The sequence below is a fragment of the Pseudomonas parafulva genome (assembly GCF_002021815.1).
Taxonomy (GTDB): Bacteria; Pseudomonadota; Gammaproteobacteria; order Pseudomonadales; family Pseudomonadaceae; genus Aquipseudomonas; species Aquipseudomonas parafulva_B.
In genome coordinates this window covers 1844799-1869273 of sequence record NZ_CP019952.1, presented here as the reverse complement: position 1 = coordinate 1869273, position 24475 = coordinate 1844799, and the positions used below count along the sequence as shown (strand labels likewise).

Genomic DNA, 24475 nt, shown 5'->3' with positions numbered 1-24475 from the left:
AACCTTGAACTCAAACACTGTGGGAATGATTTGAGATGCCTGCCATCAAGAAAGTGATGCTCCAAAACTTCAAGAAATTCGAGTCGCTTACGCTTGAGTTCGATGCTGGGGTGAATGTACTGATCGGTGACAACGAGACGGGCAAAAGCAGCGTATTGCTTGGCCTCGATCTCGCACTCAGTGCCAGCCGTAGTCACGTTGAAACCATCGGGTACGAGTCATTGTTGGCGCAGTCTGCGGTAAAGGCTTTTCAGCAGGGGCCACGTACGCTCGACCAGTTGCCAGAATTGGTCGTGGAGGTGTTTCTCGAGGAAGGCGATGATCAAGGCTACTACGGTACGCAGAATCTAGCCGGCGCCATGACTGACGGCATTGGGATGAAGATTGCTCCGCTGATCGAGGAATTCGGCACAACGATCCATCAGCTCTTGCAAGACGACCCGGAAGGTTTCCCATACGAATATTACGGCGTGAAGTTCTACACCTTCTCGGGTGGCCCCCATGTCAGCTATCGCCGCCCGGTGAAGCACCTTCTCTTGGACAGCTCTCGTATCGACAGTGAATACGCGGCGAGGGAGTACACCCGCACAGTGTTCAGCTTCAACGCTGAGCCGCCAGAACGTTATAGCCTGGAAAACCGCTACCGTCGCGGCAAGGAAGCTTTTCGCGACAATCAATTGGCCGCACTCAATGCCGACCTGGGCGCCTACCAATTTGGTGTGAGAACCAGTATCCGCTCCAATCTCGAAACCGACCTCGTCATCACCAAAGATGGCATCCCGATCGAGAATCGAGGTAAGGGTGAGCAGTGCTTCATCAAGACCGAGTTCGCGCTGCGCCGGCATGAAGCCAAGGGCGAACTCCATGCCCTCCTCCTGGAAGAACCTGAGAATCACCTCAGCCACACAAAGATGAAGCTACTGGTTGAGCAACTGGCCGCCACGGCAGGAACGCAGCTTTTCATTGCCACTCACAGTAGCCACATCTGTTCGCGACTCGACCTCCGGCATGCACTGCTCTTGGGTAGCGACCAGCAGGCTGGTCGTCTGAAGGCGCTCACCGAGCCGACTGCCAGCTTCTTCATGAAAGCACCGGATAACAATGTCCTGGAGTTCGCGCTCTCCAAGAAGGTCATTCTGGTGGAGGGTGATGCCGAGTTCATCCTGATCGAAGAGCTCTACAAGAAGCACTCCAATGGACGTACGCCACACGCCGATCAGGTGCACATCATTTCGATCGGTGGCACGAGCTTCAAACGGTATCTGGAGCTCGGGAAGCTACTGGGCATCCGAGTCGCAGCGATCCGTGACAATGACGGCGACTACCAGCAGCACTGCGTGGAAAACTACAAAGACAGCCTGTACAAGGGCGCACAGATCTTCGCTGACAGGGATGACGCACGTTCGACGTTCGAGATCGGGTTGTACCAGGACAACAAGGCGGCTTGCGATGAGCTGTTCGCAGCCGGACGTAAGAAGCTGACCGTCCAAGAGTACATGCTGAAAAACAAGGCCGACGCTGCGTTCGAGTTGCTCAGGAAGAAGTCTGCCGCGCTTGTAGCCCCTCAGTACATCAAGGATGCGATCGCATGGATAAACGAGTGATCTTTGCGGTGGCTGGGTCGGGCAAAACGACCCACCTCATCAGCAAGCTCAGCCTTGAGAAGCGCGCCCTGATCATCACCTACACGGAGAACAACTACAGCCATCTGCGCAACAGCATCATCAAGAAGTTCGGCACCCTTCCGTCGAACATCACCGTCATGACGTACTTTGCGTTCTTACACGGTTTCTGCTTCCGACCATTCATGCAGAACGAGATGAACACTAGAGGCCTGAATTTCAGGAGACCGCCGCAGCGTAATTACGCACTGACCGATAGAGAGCGGTACCGTGATCCGAGTGGTCGGCTCTACCACAACCGACTGGCCAAGCTGATCGAGGTCGAGGGATTGCTACCTGGGGTCAAGGCGCGAATCGAGCGTTTTTACGACTCAGTCTACGTTGACGAGGTTCAGGATTTTGCCGGCCATGACTTTAACCTGCTGCTTCAGGTATCAGCCGCTAACACCGAGATGCTGTTCGTAGGTGATTTCTACCAGCACACCTTCGACACCAGTCGCGATGGTTCGGTGAACAGCACCCTGCACGACGACATCACAAAATACGAGAAGCGGTTCGCCAAGGCTAAAATCAAGGTGGACAAAGAGACCCTGAGCAAGAGCTGGCGTTGCGGTACGACAGTTTGCGATTTCATCAGTACCCACCTGCAGATCAAGATTGACTCCCACAAAGGCAGGGTGACCCAGATCATCAAGGTCGAATCTCAGGAGTTTGCAGACCGTCTGCATGCTGAACACGGCATCGTTAAGCTGTTCCAGGAGCAACACTACAAGTACGACTGCTACTCGCAGAACTGGGGGGCCAGTAAGGGCCAGGATCACTACGAGGATGTCTGCGTTGTCTTGGGCATCAAGGCATGGAAACAGTACCTGGATGGCAAGCTTCATGAGGCTGTGGCTCAGACGCGGAACAAGCTTTATGTGGCGTTCTCACGAGCCAGAGGGGAGGTTTATGTTGCGCCGGACAAGCTGTTCAAGGCTTATAAATCATAAGCTGGATTCAGCTGCACATTCGCATCAAAAGCAGGCGTGAGAGCGGGGTCAACGAAGGAGCAACAGAAGCTTGAAAAGCCTTCGATTAACCTCGATCATGCCATTATCAGCTAAAAAAGGAGCGATCGATGGCGGTATTTATGGTGACATGGAACCTGAACAATGAGCGTAGCAATTATGCTCAGGCGCGAACCGCTTTCATCCAACATATAGAACGCTACCAAAATGTCAAAGACCCTGGATTGGAGTCCGTGCGCTGGGTCAGCGTCAATGCGACGGCCGAGCAGGTCTGTACCGACCTTAGAGCCAAGCTCGATGCCAATGACCGTATTTTTGTGACTCAAATTACTGCCAGCACCCATCAAGGGTGGCTTGGAAAAGCCGTTTGGGACTGGATCAACGCACGTCTCTAAAGCATTCCGGAGCGCTTCCCTGTACAAGCGCCCTGAATCATCTCTCATGAATCTCTCGTGCGCGGAAGCGTGGTACGAGCACAACCGCACTCAACAACATCGCTAAAGGAATTATCGAGCAGGTAACTCCCGGGTTCAGGCTATTTCTTACCCGCCTACAACCTTTAGCCAGTGCAATGAAGAGCCACCCGACGGGAATTGCAGAATTCTTGATTAGGCCAATAATTTTGGAAGATGTTGTAGTCCAGTCGTAGAGCTACCTCCCGGGCTTTATTGTCCACTGCCGCCCATGCCGCGCGCATCCGCTCTTCCCAGCTCTGAGCGGCTAGCAATCGGTCTACAACCTCACTAGCCCACCCTTCTCCGCCAAAAATCCCCCGCGCAACGCTAATAGCAGATTGCCCTAATTCCTGACTTACCTGAATAGCTGAATCCAGCATATGATAAAGAAGCCCTAACGCTTGAAATTTCGACAGTTCCTCGCTCTCTTGCCTTTCGATGCTGTGCTTGATGTTCAACTTACCATCGGAAATTTCAAAAAAAATCTTGAACTGCGACATGGCGTGCCCCTTATTATTTTTCTTTCTTATAAGATATCGTTGAGCTCTCGCCTAAACAAGCTTAGCGATGCAAATAAATCTTATCGGATTAGGGCGGCATTCATATCTAAACTCTTACCAGCGCCTCCGCCAAAGATACCTATTGCGCTCACTGAACTGCTTGCCGCACTATGAGGGAGATAGCAACCCATGTCGAAATGAGCACGGCTGGAGCTGCGGATAACAAGGGAGACTACATGGACTATGTGAACCACATGCTGGCTGAGGCCGAGAGCGTATTTGGTGACAAACAAAAAGCTGCCGCATGGCTTTCTAAGCCACGTCCTGCTTTTGGCGGATGGACTGCCTTGGAGCTCGCGCACGATCAGCCAGGACACCAGAAGGTGATGGAAGAACTGAAGCGCCTGGGGCATGGTTACGGCTGCTAGTGCCGGCTAACCCCAGACGCGCTTGAGGCTTAAACTCGATTAACCTAAAGCCTTGATGATTGGGTGCCTTCGGCGCAACTGATTAGTAACCTGCTTAAAGCACCCTGTGACCACAAACACTGTGGCGCACACAGCAACATAGGGGAAAGATTCCCAGAATGTCATACCGTGGATAAGCTCATGAGTGGCCCCCGCAAGCTTCCACATTTCCTTGCCTGCCATGGCCAGGCATCCGGGAATGAGTACCCAGGCACCGAACACCTTGGCTTGTTGGGTTTGGGTGTATCTGAACAGCTCACATAGGGTTTTCACCTTTGCCTCCTTTGGCGCTTAGAAGGCCAGCAGATTGACTCATATTCCGAGCGATGGCGAACCAAAATGGGGGGGCGAAATTCGTTGCCAGCCCCTCTCCGTCGCTTCCAGAAAGGCAACCACGCAGGCCTGACCAGGCATCACGCGAGCGCAGCACATTGCTCGATGCTCCCTAGCCAGGCTCACGCAACGACATGGGCCGTAACGGTCGTTGTGACGCTCGGTTAGTGCTTCAGTGCTTGATAATTTTTGCTTGTTGAATAGCCAATCTAAAATGCCCCCTGCTCCCCTGGAAAATTGAGCGCTTCGTGATTGGTTACGGATACATCCGAGGCAATGAGTTCTCGGCTGGGCTGCCCCTAAACTGGGGATGGCCCCAGTTCTGACCTCGCCTCGGGCATTACGCGGGTAGCCACTAAAGGGCTGGAGGCCCTCAGATCAGTTGAGATGGTGTGCGCTGATCTGATTGAAGCCGAAGAAAGCGTTTGCTCGAACGCTGCAAAGCCGGTCGTGATGGTGGCGGGGGGGATCCTCTAGGCCGAGCATTGGCCAGATAAGCCCTTTCTAAGCTTTTCGCCCATTGACGCTTACCGGATGCGTCTTTCGGAACAGCAGTGTCTAGGCTGGTCGTACATCCACCGCCTCAAGCCCCTGCCTGACGAACCTGAGCCATTGCTGTCTCAGGTAGACTACCTGCCTTCCACCATTAGAAGTAAATGAGCAAACACCAATGCTACATGACGAGCGCAGCGCGCAGCTCAGCGCCACCCTCTATGACATCACGATCATCGAGATCACCTGCAGATCAATTTCACCCGAATCGCTCGCGCAGGAGATCGATGCCTTCTTTTTTGATTTTATTGATGATCAATCCAGCTCCGACGCGATGATTGATCTGTCGAGATTACCTTCGGAGCACGCCCAAGCCCTCTTTGATGCCTTCATGGCCGTATCCCAAGAGCGCGGCTATCGGTTCGGAATTGCATACCTAGGCTGTCTGTCAGACTACGAGGGATGGTGTGTTCCTCTTGATCACTATCCCCTAAGACAATTTGCTCAGCATCTCCTGGGCGCTATGGACTCTGACGCCCTTCACCCAGAGCTTCGCGATTTCAAGTTCGCTGCAGATTTGGGTCTGTAACGATCTGAACGGCACAACGACCCTTTCACTCTACGTTCATCAGCCGACTTTTTCTTGAGGTTTTTTGAGGGGCTCAGCAAGGAACAGGCGCAATGGTAAGCCGGGTCGCCAACGAACAACAGTTCAGGTGCTGAGTGCAAAACAAGGGGGGGGGGGTACGAGACTATGCGGGGAGTCCAGGAAATCTGCGGCCTGCAAAGCATGCAGTCGAAATCTCTCTCATTCCAAAGCGCGCAGCAAGCGGCAGTAGCGTGCAGCTAGTGAAATGCACCCTTGGCCTTCCGAGGCGCAGGCCGTGCCTAGGTCTGCAGGGAATACAAGAAATGATCGGCCATAAAAAAGGGCCTAGATCGCTCTAAGCCCTGATTTTACTGAGTTTGGCGGGAAACCAGGGATTCGAACCCTGGGTACGCTATTAACGTACGCCGGTTTTCAAGACCGGTGCATTCAACCACTCTGCCAATTTCCCGATGCATGCACGGCTGATGAAGGTGTAGTGTGCAGCTGGGAACCACCTTAGATAAGAACTCTAGGATAGTTGCCCATCGACGGTTTTCAAGACCGTTGCCTTAAACCACTCGGCCACGCTTCCAGCTGCTTTGCGGCCGCCATAATACCGGAATGAAACACGCTGTCAAACTCTCTGTGTCGCGGGTTGCAGGAGCTCTGGTAGACTCCTACCATCTTCGACGTTTCATATCACAGGTTCACCAAGGAGTGTCGCCATGCGCGAACAGGATTATGCCGTACACCACGGCCAGCAGGTCGAGCAGCAGGAGATCAGCAAGGTCCTGCGCAACACGTACAGCCTGCTGGCACTTACCCTCGCATTCAGCGGCCTGATGGCCTTCATCTCACAACAGATGCGGTTCGCCTACCCGAACGTGTTCGTCGTGCTGATCGGCTTCTATGGCTTGTTCTTCCTCACCGCCAAGCTGCGCGACTCGGTATGGGGCCTGGTCTCCACCTTCGCCCTCACCGGCTTCATGGGCTTCATTCTCGGCCCTATCCTCAATCGCTACCTGGGCATGAGCGGCGGCGCCGAAGTGGTCAGTTCGGCCTTTGCCATGACGGCGCTGGTGTTCGGTGGCCTGTCTGCCTACGTGCTGATCACCCGCAAGGACATGAGCTTCCTCAGCGGCTTCATCACCGCAGGCTTCTTCGTCCTGCTGGGTGCGGTCGTGGCCAGCTTCTTCTTCCAGATCAGCGGCCTGCAACTGGCCATCAGCGCCGGCTTCGTGCTGTTCTCGTCGGTATGCATCCTGTTCCAGACCAGCGCCATCATCCACGGTGGTGAACGCAACTACATCATGGCGACCATCAGCTTGTACGTTTCGATCTACAATCTGTTCATCAGCCTGCTGCAGCTGTTCGGCATCATGGGTCGTGACGACTGATCCAACGTGTGTCCAAAGAAGCCCGCTTACGCGGGCTTTTTTGTGCCTGCGTTTTTTATCGAACATGCACGGTTTGAAAGCGGTACAGCGCCCATACTTATTGACCTAAAAGTCAGGTAACAAAGGCGATGATCGTCGAACAGGCGGCTAACCGGTATTCCCCTACCGCATTCCCTATTCTGCCCGTAGAATGCGCTCCTTTTTTATAGACGGGCAGCGCTGCGCAATGAGCTCACAGGAACACAGCCCAGGTGCAACAGCGCCTGACAACGAACTGGTACTGGGTCTGGAAGACAAGCCACGGCTGCTCATCGGCTTGCTGGCAGCGCTGCAACACCTGCTGGCGATCATTGTGCCGATCGTCACCCCTGGCCTGCTGATCTGCCAGGCGTTGGGCGTCTCTGCCCGGGATACCAACCTGATCGTGTCCATGTCTCTGGTCATCTCCGGCATCGCCACCTTCATCCAGTGCAAACGCTTCGGCCCTTTCGGTGCCGGCTTGCTGATCGTGCAAGGCACCAGCTTCAACTTCGTCGGCCCGCTGATTGCTGGCGGGGCCTTGATGGTTAAGCAAGGCACGCCTGTGGAAGGCGTCATGGCCGCCATTTTCGGCGTGGTCATCGCAGGCTCTTTCGTCGAGATGGGCGTGTCTCGCATCCTGCCCTTCGTCAAACGGCTGATCACCCCGCTGGTGACCGGCATCGTGGTGCTGATGATTGGCCTGACCCTGATCAAGGTCGGCCTGATCAGCATGGGCGGTGGTTTTGGCGCCATGGCCAACGGGACCTTTGCCAACGGCGAGAACCTGCTGCTGTCAGGCGTGGTACTGGCGATCATCGTCATCCTCAACCGCATACCGGTGGTCTGGCTGCGCAGTTGCGCCATCGTCATCGCGCTGGCGGCGGGCTATGCCCTGGCCGGCTATCTGGGCCGCCTGGACTTCACCGGCATGCACGAGGCGGCGCTGTTCCAAGTGCCGACACCCTTGCACTTTGGCCTCGGTTTTTCCTGGGCACTGTTCATCCCGATGCTGGTGATCTACCTGGTGACCTCTCTGGAGGCCATCGGTGATGTAACCGCCACCAGCAAGGTCTCGCGCCAGCCCGTGGAAGGCCCGGTATGGATGCAGCGCATCAAGGGTGGCGTGCTGGTCAACGGCGCCAACTCACTGCTGGCTGGCGTGTTCAATACGTTCCCAAGCTCGATCTTCGCCCAGAATAACGGCGTCATTCAGCTGACCGGTATCGCCAGCCGTCACATCGGCGTATGGATCGCGGGGATGCTGATACTGCTGGGCTTGTTCCCAAGCGTTGCCGGGGTGATTCAGGCGGTTCCAGAGCCTGTGCTGGGCGGCGCGGCCATGGTCATGTTCGGCGCAGTGGCAGCCTCGGGTATCAATATCCTGGCCAGCACCCGGCTCGATCGCCGCGCCTTGTTGATCATCGCCGTATCGCTGGCCTTGGGCCTGGGCGTGGCGCAGGTACCCGAATTCCTTGCCCATATGCCAGCGGCGATTCGCAACGTGATGGAGTCAGGAGTTGCTACCGGAGGCATCTGTGCCTTGGTACTCAACTGGTTCCTGCCCGAGGGCCAGGCAAAGGCCTGAATACCACGGGCCTGCAGCAGTCAGGCCTTTTTGTTTATCATGGCGCGATTCAATAGCACGAGTTCGCCATGAAATTTGCTATCGCGGTGTTTTCCCCCGCACAGGCACCCGCTTCCCGCCGGGCGCTGCGCTTCGCCGAGGCAGCGCTGGCTGCGGGGCACGGCATCACCCGCTTGTTCTTCTACCAGGACGGGGTGCACAGTGCATCGTCCAACGTGGTAGCCCCTCAGGACGAACAGGACATTGCGCAGCAATGGCGCACGTTCGTTCAGGCCAATCAGCTCGATGCAGTGGTGTGCATCGCCGCCGCCCTGCGTCGTGGCGTACTGGACGAACGCGAAGCCAGCCGCTATCAACGCCCTGCCGTGAATCTGCAGCAACCCTGGGAACTGTCCGGGCTTGGTCAGTTGCATGAAGCGGCGCAAACGGCCGACCGGCTGATCTGCTTTGGAGGCGACTGAATGGCCAAGTCCATGTTGATCATCAGTCGCAGGGCGCCCTGGAGCGGGCTGTCTGCCCGCGAAGCGCTGGATATCGTCCTGGCCGGCGGCGCCTTCGATCTGCCGCTGGGCGTGCTGTTCCTGGACGATGGCGTGTTCCAGCTGGCCTGCGACCAGCACCCCGCCGCCCTCGAGCAAAAAAACCTGGCTGCCAACCTGCAGGCACTGCCCATGTTCGGCGTAGACGCGTTGTACGTCTGTGGCCATAGCCTGGCTCGGCGCGGCATGACGCACGCAAGCCTTGGCCTGCCGGTAGAGGTACTTGACGATGCGCAGCTTGCGGCTTTGATCGCACAGTTCGACGAAGTGGTGACGCTCTGATGACAACCTTGCATGTGATAGCCCACTCCCCGTTTGGTGACGAACGCCTTCACAGCTGCCTGCGCTTGCTCGGCAGCGAAGACGCCGTGCTGCTGTGTGGCGATGCGGTCTACGCCCTGCTCCCAGGCAGCGAGCCGTTGCGTTTGCTGGAGCAGGCCCAGTTAATCGGTCGCCTTTATGCACTGGAAGAAGACATTCACGCCAGGGCCATTGCGTCCTCGCTGGCAACGACGGTCGACTACCCAGGCTTCGTTGCGCTGTCCCTGCACCATGACAAGGTCAACAGCTGGTTATGAACACACTCGATATCGAAGGCAAGGCCATTGCCCTGGACAAGGACGGCTTTCTGGTCAACCTTGAGGATTGGTCACCGGCCACCGCGCAAGGCTTGGCTACCCGCGAAGGCATTGACCTGACGCCTGACCACTGGGAAATCCTGTCATTGCTGCGCGCGTTCTATCTGGAGTATCAGCTCTCGCCCGCCACGCGTCCGCTGATCAAATACGCAGCGCTCAACCTGGGCCCGGAAAAGGGCAATAGCGCCCATCTCAATCGCCTGTTCAATGGCACTCCCGCCAAACTTGCCGCCAAACTGGCGGGCCTGCCCAAGCCGACCAATTGCATATGACCAGCCTACGCCCGCTTACCCTGGAAACCCCCGCTGAACACCCCTTCGCCGAGTACGTGCGCATCCTCGGCAAAGGCAAGCGTGGCGCGCGCGGCCTGACACGCGAAGAAGCCCGCGCCGCCATGACTTTGCTGCTTGAGGGTAAAGTCGAAGACGCGCAGCTGGGCGCCTTTCTCATGCTGCTACGGCACAAGGAAGAAAGCGCAGAAGAGCTCGCCGGCTTCACCGAAGCGCTGCGCGCGCACTTGCAAGCGCCTGCCATGGCCGTGGACATCGACTGGCCGAGCTATGCCGGCAAGAAGCGCCATCTGCCCTGGTACCTGTTGGCCGCCAAGTGCCTGGCCGGCAATGGGGTGCGTATCCTGATGCACGGTGGCGGTGCGCACACCGCAGGCCGCCTGTACAGCGAGCAACTGCTCGCGCTGCTGCACATACCTCTGTGCCGCGGTTGGCAGGCCGTCAGTGAGGCCCTGGACCAGCACCACCTGGCCTTTTTCCCACTGCAGGACTGGGCGCCTGAACTTCAGCGCATGATCGACCTGCGGAACATTCTGGGCCTGCGCTCGCCGATCCACTCCCTCGCACGGGTGCTGAACCCGCTCGGCGCACGCTGTGGCCTGCAGAGCATCTTCCACCCGGGTTACCAGGCCGTACACCGCGAGGCCAGTCGCTTGTTGGGCGATCATGCGATCGTGATCAAGGGTGATGGCGGCGAAATCGAGGTGAACCCGGATGTGCTCAGCCATCTCTACGGCACCACTGACGGCAAAGCCTGGGACGAAGAATGGCCTGCCCTGAGCGAGCGGCGCCACGTCAAGCCGGCAGCGCTTGAGCCTGAGCACATGCTGGCCTTTTGGCGTGGTGAGGTTGAAGACAGCTATGCCCAAAAAGCAGTGCTAGCCACCATGGCGCTGGCGCTTCGTGGGTTGGGGCAAGACCGCGAGCAGGCGTTTGCCCGTGCGCAAGCGTGGTGGGCTGATCGCAATCGATCGATTTAACCGATCATACCGCCCCACTCTTTGCGCTATTGCTTCGAACGTCTTTCTCTAGACTGGGCTCCAAAGACAAATCGCTTTTGTTAAGGAGCTCATCATGGGCCTGTTGGTCGACGGTCGCTGGCATGACCAGTGGTACGAAAATGGCAAGGATGGCGCGTTCAAGCGTGAGGACTCACAGCGGCGCAACCCATTGCCTTCCGCTGAGCCGGGGCGTTACCACCTGTACGTTTCGCTGGCCTGCCCCTGGGCTCATCGCACTCTGATCATGCGCGCGCTCAAAGGCCTCGAGCCGCTGATCGACGTGTCGGTGGTCAGCTGGTTGATGCAAGGTGACGGCTGGACCTTCGACCGCCAGAACGGCTCTTCGGGCGATCACCTCGACGGGCTCCAGTACCTGCACCAGCGCTACACCCAGGACGACCCTCATTACACCGGGCGCGTGACCGTACCGGTGCTGTGGGACAAACAAGAGAACCGCATCGTCAACAACGAGTCGGCGCAGATCGTGCGGATCTTCAACCATGACTTCAATTCGCTGACCGGCAACCTGCTCGACTTCTACCCGCAACCGTTGCGAGCGGACATCGACGCCTTGAACGAACGCATCTACCCGGCCATCAACAACGGCGTTTACCGCGCAGGCTTTGCGACGACACAGCAGGCCTACGAAGCGGCCTTCGACGAGGTGTTCAGCGAATGGGATCACCTCGAAGATGTGCTTAGCCGACACCGCTACCTGGCAGGCGAGTACCTCACCGAGGCCGACGTACGCCTGTTCACCACGGCGGTGCGCTTCGATGCCGTTTACCACGGCCATTTCAAGTGCAACCTGCGCCGTCTGAGCGACTACCCCAACCTGACCCACTGGCTGCGCGAGTTGTATCAATGGCCAGGGGTAGCCGACACGGTGAACATGCAGCACATCCAGAACCACTACTACCTCAGCCATACCACCATCAACCCCAATGGCATCGTGCCAAAGGGGCCGCTGCTGGACTTCAGGCTGCCCCATGATCGCGCACGCTTGCCCGGCAAGGGTATATGGGGTGGGAGCTGAACTAGCCTGTGCCCTGCCCAGACCGAATCAGTCGCGCATGAACCCGCCATCGACGTCCATGATCTCGCCGGTCACGAACCCGGCCTCCCGCGAGGCCAGGAAGCATACGGCGGCGGCGATGTCGCGGGGCGTGCCGGCGCGGCCAAGCGGCATCTGTGCGAGCACTTCTGCCCTGGCCTGAGGCGCCAGCGCGCTTGTCATCTCGGTGTCGGTCAGTGCCGGCGACACCGCGTTGACGGTGATGGCATAGGGGCCGGCTTCTCGCGCCAGTCCTTTGGTCAAGGCGATCACCGCGCCTTTGGCCGCCGCGTAGCAGCTATTACCCAGCAAGCCACCCCCACGCTTACCTGCCACCGATGCGATATTGATGATGCGCCCGCTTTGGCGCGCTATCATGCCCGGCAGCACGGCCTTGGCGCAGAAAAACACGCTGTTCAGGTCAATGGCCATCACCCGGTTCCATTCCGCGGTGGTGACCTCCAGCAAAGGGCCAGTCGAGACGATGCCTGCGTTGTTGACCAGGATGTCGACCCCTCCCAACAAGGCTTCCACCTGGTTCACCATGGCCTGAACCTGAACCTCATCGGCAACATCCGCTCCCACGCCAACCGCCTCGATCCCGGCTTCTCGCAACCGAGCCGCAGCCGCCTCGGCCGCCTCGGCATCCAAATCGCACACCCCTACTCGGGCACCGGCCTGGCCCAGTGCCGTGGCGATCGCATGACCAATGCCACGGGCGGCGCCCGTTACCAGGGCCGTGCGGCCGGTCAGGGTGAAATTGAGTGCAGCATGCACAACGGGAGTGCTCATGGTCGTCATCCATCGAAAATGGCCGCAGCCAGGCGCGCCTGCTCATTGGCAGCAGGCGGTCGTCTAAGGTGCTGGAGGGTCAGGGCATCACGCGGTGCCGCAGGCGCCGAGCGCCAACTGCTCCTTGAGCGGGGGAATGTCCAGCCGGCGCATTACCCGGTACAACGAAGGCCGGCAGATCCCCAGAGCGCGGGCCGCCGCCGACATGTTCCAGCGGCAGCTCTGCAAGGCCTGTAACACCTCACTGCGCTCATCGCCTGAAGGCGCCGCCCGGCGGATGGGCGTGATGTTGGCAGGCAACGCAGCCGGGGTCTGGCACTGCTCGATGAAGTCCAGCGGCAGATCGCTGCGCAGCATGCGCGGGCCTTCCATCACGGCGCAGGCGTAACGCACGACCGCCCGCATCTGGCGCAGATTCCCCGGCCAGGAGTGGGCCATCAGCAAGCTCCACACCTGCGCCAGTACCTGGCGTGGATCACAGCCTGGCAATTCATGGGTCACCATGTTGCACAACAGCTCGCCACGGTCCTGGCGCTCGCGCAGCGGCGGTAACTGCACCACGCCCGTGGCGATGCGATAGAACAGGTCCTCGCGGAAACTGCCCTCGGCAACCCGTGCCGAGAGGTCCTGGTGCGTCGCGCAGACCAGCGCAAAGTTGACTGGGATGCTGCGCTCGGCACCCAGGGGCGTTACCTCACGTTCGGCAATCACCCGTAGCAGGCGCGTCTGTTGTTCCAGAGGCATGTCGCCGATTTCATCGAGAAATAGCACGCCGCCATCGGCTTGCTGAACCTTGCCTTTCTTGCCGCCCGGTAAAGCACCCGAGAACGCCCCGCGGCTATAGCCGAACAGCTCGCTTTCGATGAGGGTTTCGGGAATGGACGCGCAATTGAGCGCCACCAGTTGTGCACCGCGGCGTTGACTGTGCGCGTGCAGGGCGCGGGCGAGAATTTCCTTGCCGGTACCGGTCTCCCCGCGGATCAGTACGGCAATGCCACGCTCTATCAGCCGCAAGGCCCGGTTAAAGGCCTGACGCACCACAGGGTCACTGTCTTGAGCGATGTTGCACGCCTCCACGACGGGTTGGAGCGCACGAACGGCAGGGTTACAAGCGGTCATTAGCGTCACCTTTTTCTTGTTCTATAGCTTTTGACTATGTCGACTGGCGGGCTTGTGACGCCGCCTCGGCCGAATGACGTTGCACGGTTCACATTAGGGAGGCGCAGTTATATTTTCCAATACATAATCATGCATCGACTGATACCTTTGAGAGCATCATGATTGAGCTCAGGCATCTGCAGTACTTCCGCACGCTGGCCGAAACCCTTCACTTCGGCCGAGCGGCCGAGCGCCTGCATATTTCACAGCCACCGCTGTCGCGGCAAATTGCGCTTCTGGAGGAAGAGCTTGGGGTCAAGCTGTTCGACCGCTCCCGGCGCAGGGTCGAGCTGACGGAGGCCGGCCAGCGCTTCTACCTCGATACCGGCACGGTGTTCGCAGCCTTCGAGCAAGCCAAGCGCAATGCACTGGCCGCCGCGCGCGGTGCGGCGGGGGCACTTTCCGTGGGGTTCATGATGTCCACCGCTTACAGCATCACACCGGCGATCACCCGCCGTTATGCCGCGCTGTTCCCCCAGGTGAACTTGAAGTTGACCGAGACGCTGCCATTGGACCTGGCCCAGGACATTACCAGTGGCAACAAGGATGTAGCGATCATGTACCGGCCTCAGGACTGCACAGGCCTGGAAACCGTCACGCTGTACCGCGAGGAAATGACCCTGGTACTGCCGCCCGGCCACCGCCTGGCCGAGCAAACCGTCGTGGAGCCACGTGAGCTTGCCGGTGAAACCTTCATCATCGTGCCACGGCGTATTGCCCCTGCCCTGCATGACATGATCTGCAACTACTGCCTACAGCATGGAGTCACCCCCAACATCGGCCTTGAGATCAACATGCAGCAGACCATCGTCAACCTGGTGGGCGAAGGCCTGGGGGTGGCGATGGTCCCCCGGTCGATGCGCAACATGCGCCTGGCCAGTACCAGCTTCAGGCCCCTGCGCGAAGCACCGGTGATCGAAGTGGTGGCCGTGTGGAAGGCCGACAATCACAACCCCTGCATCGCCACCTTCGTCGAAACGGCCTTGCAAGCCGGGGAACAGGCGACCCGAGAGGATGAGGCGCAACGCGGTTCAGAGCAGTGAGTATCTGGTCTGGAGGCCGGCGACCGGCCATGTGGGGCTGAAATCCTGGGGCCGCTGTGCGGCCCATCGCGGCGCGAGGCCGCTCCCACAGGTATTTGAGCTGCGCCCCAAATGTTGGACATCCGTCCACTTTTAGGGCGCAGCTCAATTGCTCACCCTCGATACTTTGCTCTCTGTGGGAGCGGCCTCGCGCCGCGATGGGCTGCACAGCAGCCCTAGAATTTCGGCGTTCACACCGGTCCAAACCCGTTTACCGCTACGACCCCGCCACCTCTCCCACGCTGCCCCCGCTTAAATCTCCAGAATCCCGGACGCCATGAACCCCCCATCCACCGGGATCACATGCCCACTGATGTAAGACGCATCATCGGACGCAAGAAACGCCACCGCCCCCGCCATCTCCGCCGGTGTGCCGTAACGGCGCAAAGGCACCGCACGGGCATAGGATTCGCGTGTCGCCGCAGAATGCAGTGCCTGTGTCAAAGGCGTGTCCACCGGGCCCGGGGCAATGCCGTTGACCGTGATGCCATGTTCGGCCAGCTCGATCGCCATCTGCCGAGTCAGGCCGATCACCGCTGCCTTCGACGTGCCATACGCAGTGCGCCCCATGCTCGCCCGCATGCCGCTGATGGAGGCAACGTTGATGATGCGCCCCCACCCGTGCTCGCGCATCACGTGCGCAGCCTGCTGGCTGCACAGCAGTGTGCCGGTCAGGTTGACGTTCATCAGCCGCTGCCAGCCTTCCAGGTCCGTGTCCAGAAACGACTGGGTGCGGGCGATACCGGCATTGTTGACCAGTACATCACAGCGTCCACAGCGTGCACGCAGCTCATCGAACAACGCCGTGATCGACGCTGCGTCACCAATGTCGATCGCCAGTGCCAAGGCATCGATGCCCTGCTCACGCAACCCCTCCACCCTGAGTTCGGCAGCCTGCAGGTCGATGTCGGCCACCACTACCGTGTGGCCATCATGCCCCAGGCGTTCGGCGATGGCCGCGCCGATCCCCATGGCCGCACCTGTGACCAGCGCCACGCGGCCCACGGCAGTTGCAGGCAAAGTCTTTTTTGCAAGTTGGCTCATGTCAGCGCTCTCTTAAAGGAAACCGATAGAAATCCATGGGAAACAGGCAACGATCACCAACGCCACCAGCAATGCCCCGAGGTACCCCCAGACGCGGCGAATGACATGATCGGACGACGTCTTGCTGATGGCGCAGGCAGCGTAGAAACCCACACCCAAGGGCGGTGCGAACAACCCGATGCCCATGGCCAGGATCACGACCATGGCGTAGTGCACCGGGTGAATGCCGAGCATTTCGGCCAGGGGGAACATCAGCGGGCCGAACAGCACGATGGCCGGGATACCCTCCAACACACTGCCCAGAATCAGGAAGGTGAGGATGGTGACCACCATGAAGCCCATCACCCCGCCTGGTATCTCCTCGATCAGTTCCACCAGCGACTGCGAGAAGCCCGACTGCGTCAGCGCCCAGGCCATCGCCGAGGCCATGCCGATGATCAGCAGGATCGCCCCGGACAAAGCCGCCGCTTCCAGCAACATCGGGTACAACCGGCGCCATTCGATATGGCGCATGAACAGGTGCATCACCAGCCCCACCAGCACCACGTAGGCCACACCAATGGTCGAGACCTCGGTAGCGGTGGCCGCCCCTTCCAGCACCGCCACCCGGATCAGCAACGGCAGCGCCAGGGCCGGCAGGGCAATCAGGAACGTCTTGGCCACGCGGGACAAAGGTGCCCGCGCAATCGCCGGCGCCTCGTCCTTGCGCGAGCGCCACCAGCACACCACCGCAATGGCCAGGGTGGCCACCACCGCAGGCATCAACCCGCCGATGAAAAGCGCCGTGATCGACACGCTGCACACCGCACCGATGGTGATCAGCACCAGGCTCGGCGGTATGGTCTCGGTCATCGCCCCCGTGGCCGACAACAGCGCTGCCAGCTCTTCAGGCTTTGAGCCGCGCCGCTTCATTTCAGGAAACAACGCCGGGGCCACTGCGGCCATGTCGGCAACCTTCGACCCTGAAATACCCGACACCAGGAACATCGCCCCCAACAGCACATACTGCAGACCGCCACGCACGTGCCCCAGCAGCGAAGCCATGAAATCGATCAGCGTGCGGGCCATGCCCGACAATTGCAGCACCACACCCAGCAACACGAACAGCGGCACGGCCAGCAGGACCATGTGGGACATGCCCTCGTCCATGCGGCCGACCACGATCGACAGGGGCGCGTGGGTCGCCAGGGCCAGGTAGGCCATGGTCGCCGTGCCGAACGCAAAGGCGATAGGGATGCCGCCAAACACGCAGGCGCCCAGCAGCACCAGGAAGAACACCACCAGGTTGTAATTGCCCATCGCTGCCAGTATGGGCTGCGCCAGCCACAAGGCCGCGGCCACCGTGGCCACCACCGCCAGCCCGGCCATGAACTGGCGCACGGTCGAATAACGGGCCATACGCGCGACGGCCGCCAGCAGCATCAGCACAGCCCCTACCGGCAGCGCTGCAGCACGCACGCCGTCGGGAATCCCCAGCGCCGGTGTGGTGATCCACATCTGTTCATGGGAATGCTGCATGGCCGGCGAGATGATCATCGCCACGAACAGGCAGACGATCAGCGCCGACAAGGTTTCGCTGAATCCGCGCCAAGCCTGCGGCAGCTTGTTGACCAGCGCCGACATGCGCATGTGCTCGCCACGGTCCAACGCCAGCACCGCGCCGAACATGGCCAGCCAGATGAACAGTGACGAGGCCAGTTCGTCGGACCAGACCAACGGGCTATGCAGCACGTAGCGGGCAATCACGCCGGCCAGCAGCACGAAGGTCTCGATCACCATCAGGGCAACCGCGATCACGCCCACTAGGCGCATGGCCCACTGGTTGAGGCAGATGAGCACCCGGGCCGGCAGGCGCTGCGAAACGGTGGAGGCCGGTAGCGCTGGCGCGCGCATCACGCCAGCTTCCCGGCGTATTGCTCAAGGATGCCCCAGGCCTGGTCGCCGAACTTGTCGTGCCACTGGGCGTAGTAATTAGCACTGCGCAGCTTGTCGCGAAACGGATCGGCAGGCGCCTCGACCAGTTCCAGGCCTTGCCCTTTCAAGGTATCGCGGGTACTGCCCTCGAGCTTGGCCAGGTCCTGGCGTTGACCCATCACCGCCGCGTCGATGTGCTTGCGCAGGATCGCCTGCATATCCGCCGGCAGGCGCCCGATCGAGGCACTGTTGCCGAGCATCCAGAAGCCATCCCACACGTGATTGGTCAGCGAGCAGTACTTCTGCACTTCATACAGCTTGGCCGTCGACACCAGGGTCATGGGGTTCTCCTGCCCTTCGACGATGCGGGTCTGCAAGGCCGAATACACCTCGGCGAAGTTGATACTGGTCGGCGCAGCATCCAGGACGCGGAAGATCGACATGATGATCGGGCTAGGCGGAACACGCAGCTTCATGCCGCGCAGGTCGTCCGGGCTTGCGACCGGCCGGGTGCTGGTGGTGGTGACGCGAAAGCCGTTGTCCCACATGTGGTCGAATGCGAACAGGGTGCCGGTCTTGGCGATCTCCGCACGCACATGCTCGCCCAAGGCACCGTCCATGGCGCTCCACACTTGCTGGTAGTCCTTGAACGCAAAGCCCACAGCGCTGATCTGCACCGATGGAACCAGGGTGCCCAGGATCACGGGCGAGAGGGAAAACAGATCGACCGCACCGGAGCGCACCTGAGCAAGGGTATCGGTGTCGCTGCCCAGCTGGCTGCTTGGAAACACCTGCACCACCAACGCGCCGTTGGTCTCCTCCTTGATGGCCTTGGCCATGGCCCGAGCACGCACGTTCATGGGGTGGCTGATGGGCAGGTTGTTGGCAAACTTGAGTTTGAAGTCGGCAGCCCGGGCGCCAGTGCTATACAGGCCCAGGCCGGCAGCGGCGACGGCGGCCGATGCCAGGGAGGCCGTCTTGATGAAGGAACGGCGGGTGAAATCGCTCATGAAGCTCTCCTGACCTATTTGTTCTTATTGATCGAGTGGGATACGGCGATGGTGCAGATGACATTGCAATTGAGGTGCCACACTCAAGCGGGTGCACGGGATAGCGTAGTGGGCATCCACAAAGCGCGCTTAACTGACTGATTTTGAAGTGCTAAATAAAATCTCCTGGGGCGTGGTGCTGCGCCAATGGGCATTTCGGGCCTGCTTGAGGGTGTAACAGGTGTCTCTCTTGAGTGTCGCCTGCCACGTCAATGCGACACCTGTAGCACGTGTTCGCTACCCGCAACCACCGTCGAACGTGCCACGAATGCGCATGGCAGAGCGCTTGCCGCAGGCCTGGCACCGTTCTTGCCATCGACCTCGCCAACCCCGAGCGAGGATTACTCTCATGCATTCACCCCTCATCAACGGCTGGTACCACGCCCCCTTCGGCAAGTTTCCCGACATCGACCCCGAGCGCATGATGGCTGACGCGGCCCTGGGCGCCCTCGACCACGCAGGGCTCGATGCGCAGCAGATCGATTCGGTACACGTAGGCCACTTCAATGCAGGGTTTCTCTACCAGGACTTTCCATCCGCGCTGCTCGCCAATCACTTGCCAGCGCTGCGTTTCACCCCGGCCGTGCGCGTGGAGAACGCCTGTTCCACCGGTTCGGCAGCCATTCACTCGGCCTTGCACGCCGTACTGAGCGGACAATCGCGCCATGCCCTGGTGGTGGGTTTTGAAAAAATGAACAGCCTGCCTACCGCCGAGGTGGGCAAGATCCTGCTCAAATGTTGCTACACCCCCGAAGAAGCCAACATCGAGAACGGCTTTGCCGGGGTGTTCGGCAACATCGCCAGCGCCTACTTCGAACGCTACGGTGATCAGTCCGATGCACTGGCCATGATCGCCGCCAAGAACCACGCCAACGGCGCACTCAACCCGTATGCGCACATGCGCCGCGACGTGGGCTACGACTTCTGCCGCACACCTTCGGACAAGAACCCCTTCGTGGCGGGCCCCCTCAAGCGCAGTGACTGCTCGCTGATCAGCGACGGCGCGGCCGCCCTGGTGATCAGCCGGGGCGATCAACCGACCGGGGGCGGTCAAGCCGTTCGTTTTCGCGCGGCCGTCCAGGTCAACGACTACCTGCCATTGTCACGGCGCGACCCCACGGTCTTCGAAGGCGCTGCACGGGCCTGGCAGCAGGCGCTGAGCCAGGCGCGCCTCACACTGGACGACCTGTCCCTGGTGGAGACCCATGACTGCTTCACCATTGCCGAGCTGCTCGAATACGAGGCCATGGGCCTGGCCGAGCGCGGTCAAGGCGCACGGGTGATCGCCGAGGGCGTGAGCCGCAAGGACGGCAGGCTCCCGATAAACCCCTCCGGTGGCCTCAAGTCCAAGGGCCACCCCATTGGTGCGACCGGGGTCTCGATGCACGTGATGGCGGCCATGCAGCTCACCGGCCAGGCCGGCGACATGCAACTGCCGCGCGCAGACCGGGCTGGCGTGTTCAACATGGGCGGGGCGGCCGTGACCAACTACGTGAGCATTCTGGAGAGCGTACGATGAACGGAATCGACAATGTCATGAACCTGGGGGAGCTGCTGGGCCAGGTGGCTCGGCGTTTGCCTGACCTGCCGGGCTTCATTCGCGGCGAGCAACAGGTGTCCTGGCGTCAACTGCTGCACCGTGTAGACAGCGTCGCTGCCGCGCTGCGTGCACGCGGCCTGGGCAAGGGCGACCGCTTGCTGGTGCACTCGCGCAACAACCTGCCGCTGTTCGAAAGTGCCTGGGTGGCCTTTCGCCTGGGAATGGTCTGGGTGCCCACCAATGTGCGCATCACCCCCCCTGAAGCTGCCTACCTGGGCAGTTCCAGCGGCGCAGTGGCGATGCTCTACGACGAGGGCTTTGAGCATTACGTGGACGCTGTGCGCCAGGCATCACCGGCACTGCGGACCGTGATTGCCATGGCTGCGCCCCGCGCGGGTGAACTGGCCTACGATGCCCTGCTCGATGAAGGCGCCCCGCTTCAGCCTGGTTTTCGCCCGGCTGAGGTGAACTACAACGATCCGCTGTGGTTCTTCTACACCTCCGGCACCACCGGGCACCCCAAGGCAGGGGTACTGACCCACGGGCAAATGGCGTTCGTGGTCAACAACCACCTGGCCGACCTGATGCCCTGCCTGAGCCAGCAGTCACGCTCGCTGGTGCTGGCTCCCTTGTCCCACGGGGCCGGTATCCATGCACTGGTCAACGTAGCCCGGGGTGCTGCCTGCGTACTCCCTGTCGGGGACCGGCTGGACTGTGACGAGGCCTGGCGCCTGGTGCAGCAGCACCGTATCGACAACCTGTTCACGGTGCCGACCATCGTCAAGATGCTTACCGAAGACCCGGCCGTCAGCCGTTACGATCACAGCAGCCTGCGCTACGTGATCTACGCAGGTGCCCCCATGTACCGCGCCGACCAGTGCCATGCGCTACGCACATTGGGCAAGGTGCTGGTGCAGTATTACGGCCTAGGCGAAGTCACCGGCAACATCACGGTGCTGCCCGCCGACTGCCATGATGCCGACGATGGCCCTCAGGCCAAGGTCGGTTCCTGCGGCTACCCACGCACCGGCATGCAGGTGGCCATACTCGATGAACAAGGCCGCGAGCTGCCCACCGGTACGGACGGCGAAATCTGCGTGCGCGGCCCGGCCGTGTTCGCCGGCTACTACGACAACCCCCAGGCCAATGCCGAATGCTTCCGCCATGGCTGGTTCCATACCGGCGATCTGGGGCATGTGGACGAGCACGGTTACCTGTTCATCACCGGGCGCGCCTCGGACATGTACATCTCCGGCGGCTCGAACGTGTACCCGCGCGAAGTGGAGGAAGCGTTGCTGACCCACCCTGCTGTCACCGAAGTGGCCGTGCTCGGCATGCCGGACGACAAATGGGGCGAATGTGGTTGCGCGGTGATCGTCACCACTGCCCAGGTCAGCGATGACCAACTGCTCGCGCACCTGGAGCCCCGCTTGGCACGCTACAAATGGCCCAAGCAGTTTGTACGCTGGCATGAGATGCCAAAGTCCGGCTACGGCAAGATCGTCAAGAAACACATCCGCACGTTGCTCGAGACCGGCACGGAGCAACCGGCATGACGCCCCATTTCGAACTGCGCGGCGGGGTGCGCCACTTCAACCATGCAGGCCCGGCCCGCCTACCCAGGCTGCTCGACTGTGAAGTCGCGTGCAGCCAGGAGTTGCGCGTCGAGCTTGCCCCCGGCAGCCAGGTGGGCGAAAGCCTGCTGTCAGTGCTCGAGCGCTGTCGCTACCAGAGTGCAGTCGGCCGCGTGTTGTGGGGCAGCGCGTGCACCTTGGCCTACCACCGCATGGTGACCACAAGCGACAGCCAACGCCCTTACGACTACGGCAAGCCCGTGGTGCTTACAGGCCCTGTCACCTTCATCAGTGGTGCATTGACTGTCGGCAGGGATGCCAGCGGCGCCCCGCTGCTGCATTGCCATGCCGGCATGCTCGACAGCCTTGGGCAACAGCACGGCGGGCATCTGGTATTGCAGCGAGTCGTGGTCGGTAGCGAACCCCTGGTATTGCGGCTATGCCTGTTCGAGCATGTCGCCTACCAGGTACAGCCAGACACCGAGACCCAATTCAACCTGCTGCACCCTGTGCTCAAGGAGGCCTCATGACACCTGCCCTGCCCTCTACTACCACGCAGGTCCAGCAAGGCCGTCTCGGGCGGCTGGTGGTCGCCCGCCTAAAGCCCAACGAGGATGTGATCGACAGCGCCGAAGCCCTCTGCGCCAGCCACGGCATCGCCTGCGCCGTGGTCCGTGGCGGGCTGGGCAGCCTGATCGACGGCGAACTGCGTTACCACGGCGAGCGCGGCCATCAAGCCATTCATGTACCCGGGCCTGGTATCGAGATCCTCAGCCTGAGCGGTGAGGTCATCGCCGGCCGAAGCCACCTTCAGGCAGTGCTCGCCGATGCCGACGGCAAGCTCTTCGCCGGCTGCCTGCAACGGGGTCGGAACCTGTCCTTCATTACCGTGGAGCTCACCCTGCAGGAGTGGCTGCCGGACTGACTGCCCACACTGCAGCACCCTTGGCGCCCGCTCTCTGGGCGCCTATCACCCTCAGGAAGAAAACAATGACAAGAAAGCCCTACGTGCCCCTGTACCTACTCACCTTGACCACCCTGGCCGTTCCGGCTGCCAAGGCGGCCTTCATCGAGGACGGCAAAGCCAACCTGCACCTGCGCAACTACTATTTCAATAACGATTACCGCGACCGCCCCGGCCCTGCCGGCCAGAGCAAGACGGCCGAATGGGCGCAGGGCTTCATGCTCGACTACAAGTCCGGTTTCACCGACGGTACCGTGGGGTTCGGCGTTGACGCCCTTGGCTTGCTGGGCCTACGCCTGGATGGCGGTGCAGGCAATCACCGAGGCAGTTCGATGATTCCGGATGCCAGCGATGGCAGCGCGGTGGACGAATGGAGTCGCCTGGGCTTGACCGGCAAGGTCCGTTTTTCCCAGACCGAGGCACGCTACGGTACGCTGCAACCGAAACTGCCGATTCTGGTGGCCAACGATGGGCGCTTGCTACCGCAGACCTTCGAAGGCGGGATCGTCACCTCGAAAGAAATCGATGGCCTGACCCTGACCGGAGGCCGCCTGGAGCATACCACCGGCCGGGGCTCGACCAACCGCTCAGGCCTGGCCGTGGCGGGGGGTACACGCGAGAGTAATGCGTTTGTGTTTGCCGGGGCCGATTACCAGCTCACCCCCGCCTTGAAGCTGCAATATTACGGCGCCCAGCTGGAGGATTACTATGTCCAGCATTTTGCGGGGCTCGTGCACACCTGGGCCCTGAGCGACAACCAGTCGCTGACCACCGACCTGCGCTACTTCAAGACCGACGCGGATGGACGCAACGACTCAGCCAGCGGGCGCGCGGCAGGGTATCGCGTCACCGGCCTGGGCGATACCGCAGGCAAAATCGACAATGATACCTGGAGTGCCATGTTCACCTACGCCATAGGTGGCCACTCGGTCTTGCTTGGCCATCAGCGGGTCTCGGACAGTGGCAATTTCGTGCAGATCAACCAGGGCAATACAGGCGAAGGCGCAGCTGGCTCGAGCCTGTATCTGTTCACCGACCGGCTGGTGACCAGTTTCACCCGTGCAGGTGAACGCACCACCTTCGGCCAATACAGCTACAACTTTGCGGCATTGGGCATGCCCGGCCTGATTGCCTCGCTCACCTACCTCAAGGGCACGCACATCCGCACCGCTGCCGGCGGTGACGAAAAGGAATGGGAGCGTGACATCGCCCTGGACTATGTGGTGCAGGACGGTGCGCTCAAGGGGCTGGGCTTGAGCTGGCGCAACGGCATGCTGCGCAGTGGGTTGCCCAGCGAGTGGGCACAGGATCAGAACCGGGTGACCGTCAGCTACACCGTGCCGTTGTTCTAGGGCACTGATGTCC

General features: G+C 60.5%; 25 protein-coding genes and 2 tRNA genes. 19 read left to right on the top strand and 8 right to left on the bottom strand.

Annotated elements, in window-relative coordinates; translation table 11 throughout:
• Positions 1–35: 35 nt before the first annotated feature.
• The 3 genes from B2J77_RS08305 to B2J77_RS08295 all read left to right on the top strand — a co-directional run bounded on the left by B2J77_RS08305 (position 36) and on the right by B2J77_RS08295 (position 3027).
• The gene (locus B2J77_RS08305; RefSeq protein WP_078478361.1) at positions 36–1604 is read left to right on the top strand and encodes an ATP-dependent nuclease; all 1569 of its coding nucleotides are present in this window, start codon (positions 36–38) and stop codon (positions 1602–1604) included.
• Positions 1589–2614: an AAA family ATPase gene (locus tag B2J77_RS08300; protein ID WP_078478360.1), complete on the top strand. Its 1026-nt coding sequence runs from the start codon at positions 1589–1591 to the stop codon at positions 2612–2614. Before B2J77_RS08305 ends, B2J77_RS08300 begins: the two co-directional genes overlap by 16 nt.
• Before the next feature lie 128 nt (positions 2615–2742).
• Positions 2743–3027, top strand: coding sequence for a hypothetical protein (locus B2J77_RS08295; protein WP_078478359.1), 285 nt, complete (start codon positions 2743–2745; stop codon positions 3025–3027).
• 164 nt (positions 3028–3191) lie between these two features.
• Here the strand turns inward: B2J77_RS08295 and B2J77_RS08290 are convergent, their stop codons facing one another.
• Positions 3192–3587, bottom strand: a complete 396-nt coding sequence (locus tag B2J77_RS08290) for a hypothetical protein (RefSeq protein ID WP_078478358.1) — start codon at positions 3585–3587, stop codon at positions 3192–3194.
• A 236-nt stretch (positions 3588–3823) separates the two neighbouring features.
• On the opposite strand from B2J77_RS08290, the gene B2J77_RS08285 reads away from it, so the two are divergent.
• The gene (locus tag B2J77_RS08285; RefSeq protein WP_078479407.1) at positions 3824–4015 is read left to right on the top strand and encodes an MbcA/ParS/Xre antitoxin family protein; all 192 of its coding nucleotides are present in this window, start codon (positions 3824–3826) and stop codon (positions 4013–4015) included.
• A 1042-nt stretch (positions 4016–5057) separates the two neighbouring features.
• Positions 5058–5468, top strand: coding sequence for a hypothetical protein (locus tag B2J77_RS08275; protein ID WP_078478356.1), 411 nt, complete (start codon positions 5058–5060; stop codon positions 5466–5468).
• Positions 5469–5846: 378 nt separating this feature from the next.
• Here the strand turns inward: B2J77_RS08275 and B2J77_RS08270 are convergent.
• Positions 5847–5937 (bottom strand) — tRNA-Ser (locus B2J77_RS08270).
• Between the two features lie 30 nt (positions 5938–5967).
• Positions 5968–6066, bottom strand: a tRNA-Ser gene (locus tag B2J77_RS21305).
• A 127-nt stretch (positions 6067–6193) separates the two neighbouring features.
• Between B2J77_RS21305 and B2J77_RS08265 the strand changes: the two genes are divergently transcribed.
• From B2J77_RS08265 to B2J77_RS08230, 8 genes are all read left to right on the top strand, one after another.
• Positions 6194–6865, top strand: coding sequence for a Bax inhibitor-1/YccA family protein (locus B2J77_RS08265; protein ID WP_023534840.1), 672 nt, complete (start codon positions 6194–6196; stop codon positions 6863–6865).
• Between the two features lie 226 nt (positions 6866–7091).
• Positions 7092–8471, top strand: a complete 1380-nt coding sequence (locus tag B2J77_RS08260; protein ID WP_078478355.1) for a nucleobase:cation symporter-2 family protein — start codon at positions 7092–7094, stop codon at positions 8469–8471.
• Positions 8472–8539: 68 nt separating this feature from the next.
• Positions 8540–8932 (top strand): sulfurtransferase complex subunit TusD, encoded by a 393-nt coding sequence (gene tusD / locus B2J77_RS08255; protein ID WP_058637907.1) that lies wholly within the window; start codon positions 8540–8542, stop codon positions 8930–8932.
• Complete coding sequence (gene tusC / locus B2J77_RS08250) at positions 8933–9292, top strand: sulfurtransferase complex subunit TusC (protein WP_078478354.1); 360 nt, start codon at positions 8933–8935, stop codon at positions 9290–9292. It begins immediately after the preceding gene.
• The gene (gene tusB / locus B2J77_RS08245) at positions 9292–9588 is read left to right on the top strand and encodes a sulfurtransferase complex subunit TusB (RefSeq protein ID WP_078478353.1); all 297 of its coding nucleotides are present in this window, start codon (positions 9292–9294) and stop codon (positions 9586–9588) included. The genes tusC and tusB overlap by 1 nt, the downstream gene beginning before the upstream one ends.
• Positions 9585–9920, top strand: a complete 336-nt coding sequence (locus B2J77_RS08240) for a TusE/DsrC/DsvC family sulfur relay protein (RefSeq protein WP_058637910.1) — start codon at positions 9585–9587, stop codon at positions 9918–9920. Before tusB ends, B2J77_RS08240 begins: the two co-directional genes overlap by 4 nt.
• Positions 9917–10918, top strand: coding sequence for a glycosyl transferase family protein (locus tag B2J77_RS08235; protein ID WP_078478352.1), 1002 nt, complete (start codon positions 9917–9919; stop codon positions 10916–10918). The genes B2J77_RS08240 and B2J77_RS08235 overlap by 4 nt, the downstream gene beginning before the upstream one ends.
• 94 nt (positions 10919–11012) lie before the next feature.
• Positions 11013–11975 (top strand): glutathione S-transferase family protein, encoded by a 963-nt coding sequence (locus tag B2J77_RS08230; protein ID WP_078478351.1) that lies wholly within the window; start codon positions 11013–11015, stop codon positions 11973–11975.
• A gap of 27 nt (positions 11976–12002) precedes the next feature.
• On the opposite strand, the gene B2J77_RS08225 is transcribed toward B2J77_RS08230, so the two are convergent.
• A complete protein-coding gene (locus B2J77_RS08225; protein ID WP_078478350.1) occupies positions 12003–12785 on the bottom strand; it encodes an SDR family NAD(P)-dependent oxidoreductase in 783 nt (260 codons plus the stop codon).
• 87 nt (positions 12786–12872) lie between these two features.
• Positions 12873–13904 (bottom strand): sigma-54-dependent Fis family transcriptional regulator, encoded by a 1032-nt coding sequence (locus B2J77_RS08220; protein WP_078478349.1) that lies wholly within the window; start codon positions 13902–13904, stop codon positions 12873–12875.
• 158 nt (positions 13905–14062) lie between these two features.
• Here B2J77_RS08220 and B2J77_RS08215 point away from each other — a divergent pair, with 158 nt between their 5' ends.
• Positions 14063–14986 carry a LysR family transcriptional regulator gene (locus tag B2J77_RS08215; RefSeq protein ID WP_058637914.1) on the top strand — a complete coding sequence of 308 codons (924 nt, stop codon included), beginning with the start codon at positions 14063–14065 and terminating at the stop codon, positions 14984–14986.
• 291 nt (positions 14987–15277) lie between these two features.
• Here B2J77_RS08215 and B2J77_RS08210 read toward each other — a convergent pair whose 3' ends face one another.
• The 3 genes from B2J77_RS08210 to B2J77_RS08200 are packed head-to-tail and all read right to left on the bottom strand — an operon-like array spanning position 15278 to position 18993.
• A complete protein-coding gene (locus B2J77_RS08210) occupies positions 15278–16069 on the bottom strand; it encodes an SDR family NAD(P)-dependent oxidoreductase (RefSeq protein ID WP_058603452.1) in 792 nt (263 codons plus the stop codon).
• 12 nt (positions 16070–16081) lie between these two features.
• Positions 16082–17962 (bottom strand): TRAP transporter large permease subunit, encoded by a 1881-nt coding sequence (locus B2J77_RS08205; RefSeq protein ID WP_058603453.1) that lies wholly within the window; start codon positions 17960–17962, stop codon positions 16082–16084.
• Positions 17962–18993, bottom strand: coding sequence for a TRAP transporter substrate-binding protein (locus tag B2J77_RS08200; RefSeq protein WP_078478348.1), 1032 nt, complete (start codon positions 18991–18993; stop codon positions 17962–17964). The genes B2J77_RS08205 and B2J77_RS08200 overlap by 1 nt, the downstream gene beginning before the upstream one ends.
• A gap of 388 nt (positions 18994–19381) precedes the next feature.
• Here B2J77_RS08200 and B2J77_RS08195 point away from each other — a divergent pair, with 388 nt between their 5' ends.
• From B2J77_RS08195 to B2J77_RS08175, 5 genes are all read left to right on the top strand, one after another.
• The gene (locus B2J77_RS08195) at positions 19382–20551 is read left to right on the top strand and encodes an acetyl-CoA acetyltransferase (protein WP_058637917.1); all 1170 of its coding nucleotides are present in this window, start codon (positions 19382–19384) and stop codon (positions 20549–20551) included.
• Complete coding sequence (locus B2J77_RS08190; protein ID WP_207059809.1) at positions 20548–22128, top strand: acyl-CoA synthetase; 1581 nt, start codon at positions 20548–20550, stop codon at positions 22126–22128. The genes B2J77_RS08195 and B2J77_RS08190 overlap by 4 nt, the downstream gene beginning before the upstream one ends.
• Complete coding sequence (locus tag B2J77_RS08185) at positions 22125–22676, top strand: hypothetical protein (RefSeq protein WP_058637918.1); 552 nt, start codon at positions 22125–22127, stop codon at positions 22674–22676. Before B2J77_RS08190 ends, B2J77_RS08185 begins: the two co-directional genes overlap by 4 nt.
• Positions 22673–23071, top strand: coding sequence for a PPC domain-containing DNA-binding protein (locus tag B2J77_RS08180; protein WP_078478347.1), 399 nt, complete (start codon positions 22673–22675; stop codon positions 23069–23071). The genes B2J77_RS08185 and B2J77_RS08180 overlap by 4 nt, the downstream gene beginning before the upstream one ends.
• 65 nt (positions 23072–23136) lie before the next feature.
• Positions 23137–24462 carry an OprD family porin gene (locus B2J77_RS08175; RefSeq protein ID WP_078478346.1) on the top strand — a complete coding sequence of 442 codons (1326 nt, stop codon included), beginning with the start codon at positions 23137–23139 and terminating at the stop codon, positions 24460–24462.
• The last annotated feature ends 13 nt before the right edge of the window (positions 24463–24475 follow it).

Coding starts and splice junctions, on each gene's coding strand:
- B2J77_RS08205 (WP_058603453.1), bottom strand. CDS start 17,962: ATGCGCGCGCCAGCGCTACCGGCCTCCACCGTTTCGCAGCGCCTGCCG.
- B2J77_RS08290 (WP_078478358.1), bottom strand. CDS start 3,587: ATGTCGCAGTTCAAGATTTTTTTTGAAATTTCCGATGGTAAGTTGAAC.
- B2J77_RS08180 (WP_078478347.1), top strand. CDS start 22,673: ATGACACCTGCCCTGCCCTCTACTACCACGCAGGTCCAGCAAGGCCGT.
- B2J77_RS08195 (WP_058637917.1), top strand. CDS start 19,382: ATGCATTCACCCCTCATCAACGGCTGGTACCACGCCCCCTTCGGCAAG.
- B2J77_RS08300 (WP_078478360.1), top strand. CDS start 1,589: ATGGATAAACGAGTGATCTTTGCGGTGGCTGGGTCGGGCAAAACGACC.
- B2J77_RS08285 (WP_078479407.1), top strand. CDS start 3,824: ATGGACTATGTGAACCACATGCTGGCTGAGGCCGAGAGCGTATTTGGT.
- B2J77_RS08305 (WP_078478361.1), top strand. CDS start 36: ATGCCTGCCATCAAGAAAGTGATGCTCCAAAACTTCAAGAAATTCGAG.
- B2J77_RS08240 (WP_058637910.1), top strand. CDS start 9,585: ATGAACACACTCGATATCGAAGGCAAGGCCATTGCCCTGGACAAGGAC.
- B2J77_RS08275 (WP_078478356.1), top strand. CDS start 5,058: ATGCTACATGACGAGCGCAGCGCGCAGCTCAGCGCCACCCTCTATGAC.
- B2J77_RS08295 (WP_078478359.1), top strand. CDS start 2,743: ATGGCGGTATTTATGGTGACATGGAACCTGAACAATGAGCGTAGCAAT.
- B2J77_RS08235 (WP_078478352.1), top strand. CDS start 9,917: ATGACCAGCCTACGCCCGCTTACCCTGGAAACCCCCGCTGAACACCCC.
- B2J77_RS08225 (WP_078478350.1), bottom strand. CDS start 12,785: ATGAGCACTCCCGTTGTGCATGCTGCACTCAATTTCACCCTGACCGGC.
- B2J77_RS08190 (WP_207059809.1), top strand. CDS start 20,548: ATGAACGGAATCGACAATGTCATGAACCTGGGGGAGCTGCTGGGCCAG.
- tusB (WP_078478353.1), top strand. CDS start 9,292: ATGACAACCTTGCATGTGATAGCCCACTCCCCGTTTGGTGACGAACGC.
- B2J77_RS08175 (WP_078478346.1), top strand. CDS start 23,137: ATGACAAGAAAGCCCTACGTGCCCCTGTACCTACTCACCTTGACCACC.
- B2J77_RS08220 (WP_078478349.1), bottom strand. CDS start 13,904: ATGACCGCTTGTAACCCTGCCGTTCGTGCGCTCCAACCCGTCGTGGAG.
- B2J77_RS08200 (WP_078478348.1), bottom strand. CDS start 18,993: ATGAGCGATTTCACCCGCCGTTCCTTCATCAAGACGGCCTCCCTGGCA.
- B2J77_RS08215 (WP_058637914.1), top strand. CDS start 14,063: ATGATTGAGCTCAGGCATCTGCAGTACTTCCGCACGCTGGCCGAAACC.
- tusC (WP_078478354.1), top strand. CDS start 8,933: ATGGCCAAGTCCATGTTGATCATCAGTCGCAGGGCGCCCTGGAGCGGG.
- tusD (WP_058637907.1), top strand. CDS start 8,540: ATGAAATTTGCTATCGCGGTGTTTTCCCCCGCACAGGCACCCGCTTCC.
- B2J77_RS08230 (WP_078478351.1), top strand. CDS start 11,013: ATGGGCCTGTTGGTCGACGGTCGCTGGCATGACCAGTGGTACGAAAAT.
- B2J77_RS08210 (WP_058603452.1), bottom strand. CDS start 16,069: ATGAGCCAACTTGCAAAAAAGACTTTGCCTGCAACTGCCGTGGGCCGC.
- B2J77_RS08185 (WP_058637918.1), top strand. CDS start 22,125: ATGACGCCCCATTTCGAACTGCGCGGCGGGGTGCGCCACTTCAACCAT.
- B2J77_RS08260 (WP_078478355.1), top strand. CDS start 7,092: ATGAGCTCACAGGAACACAGCCCAGGTGCAACAGCGCCTGACAACGAA.
- B2J77_RS08265 (WP_023534840.1), top strand. CDS start 6,194: ATGCGCGAACAGGATTATGCCGTACACCACGGCCAGCAGGTCGAGCAG.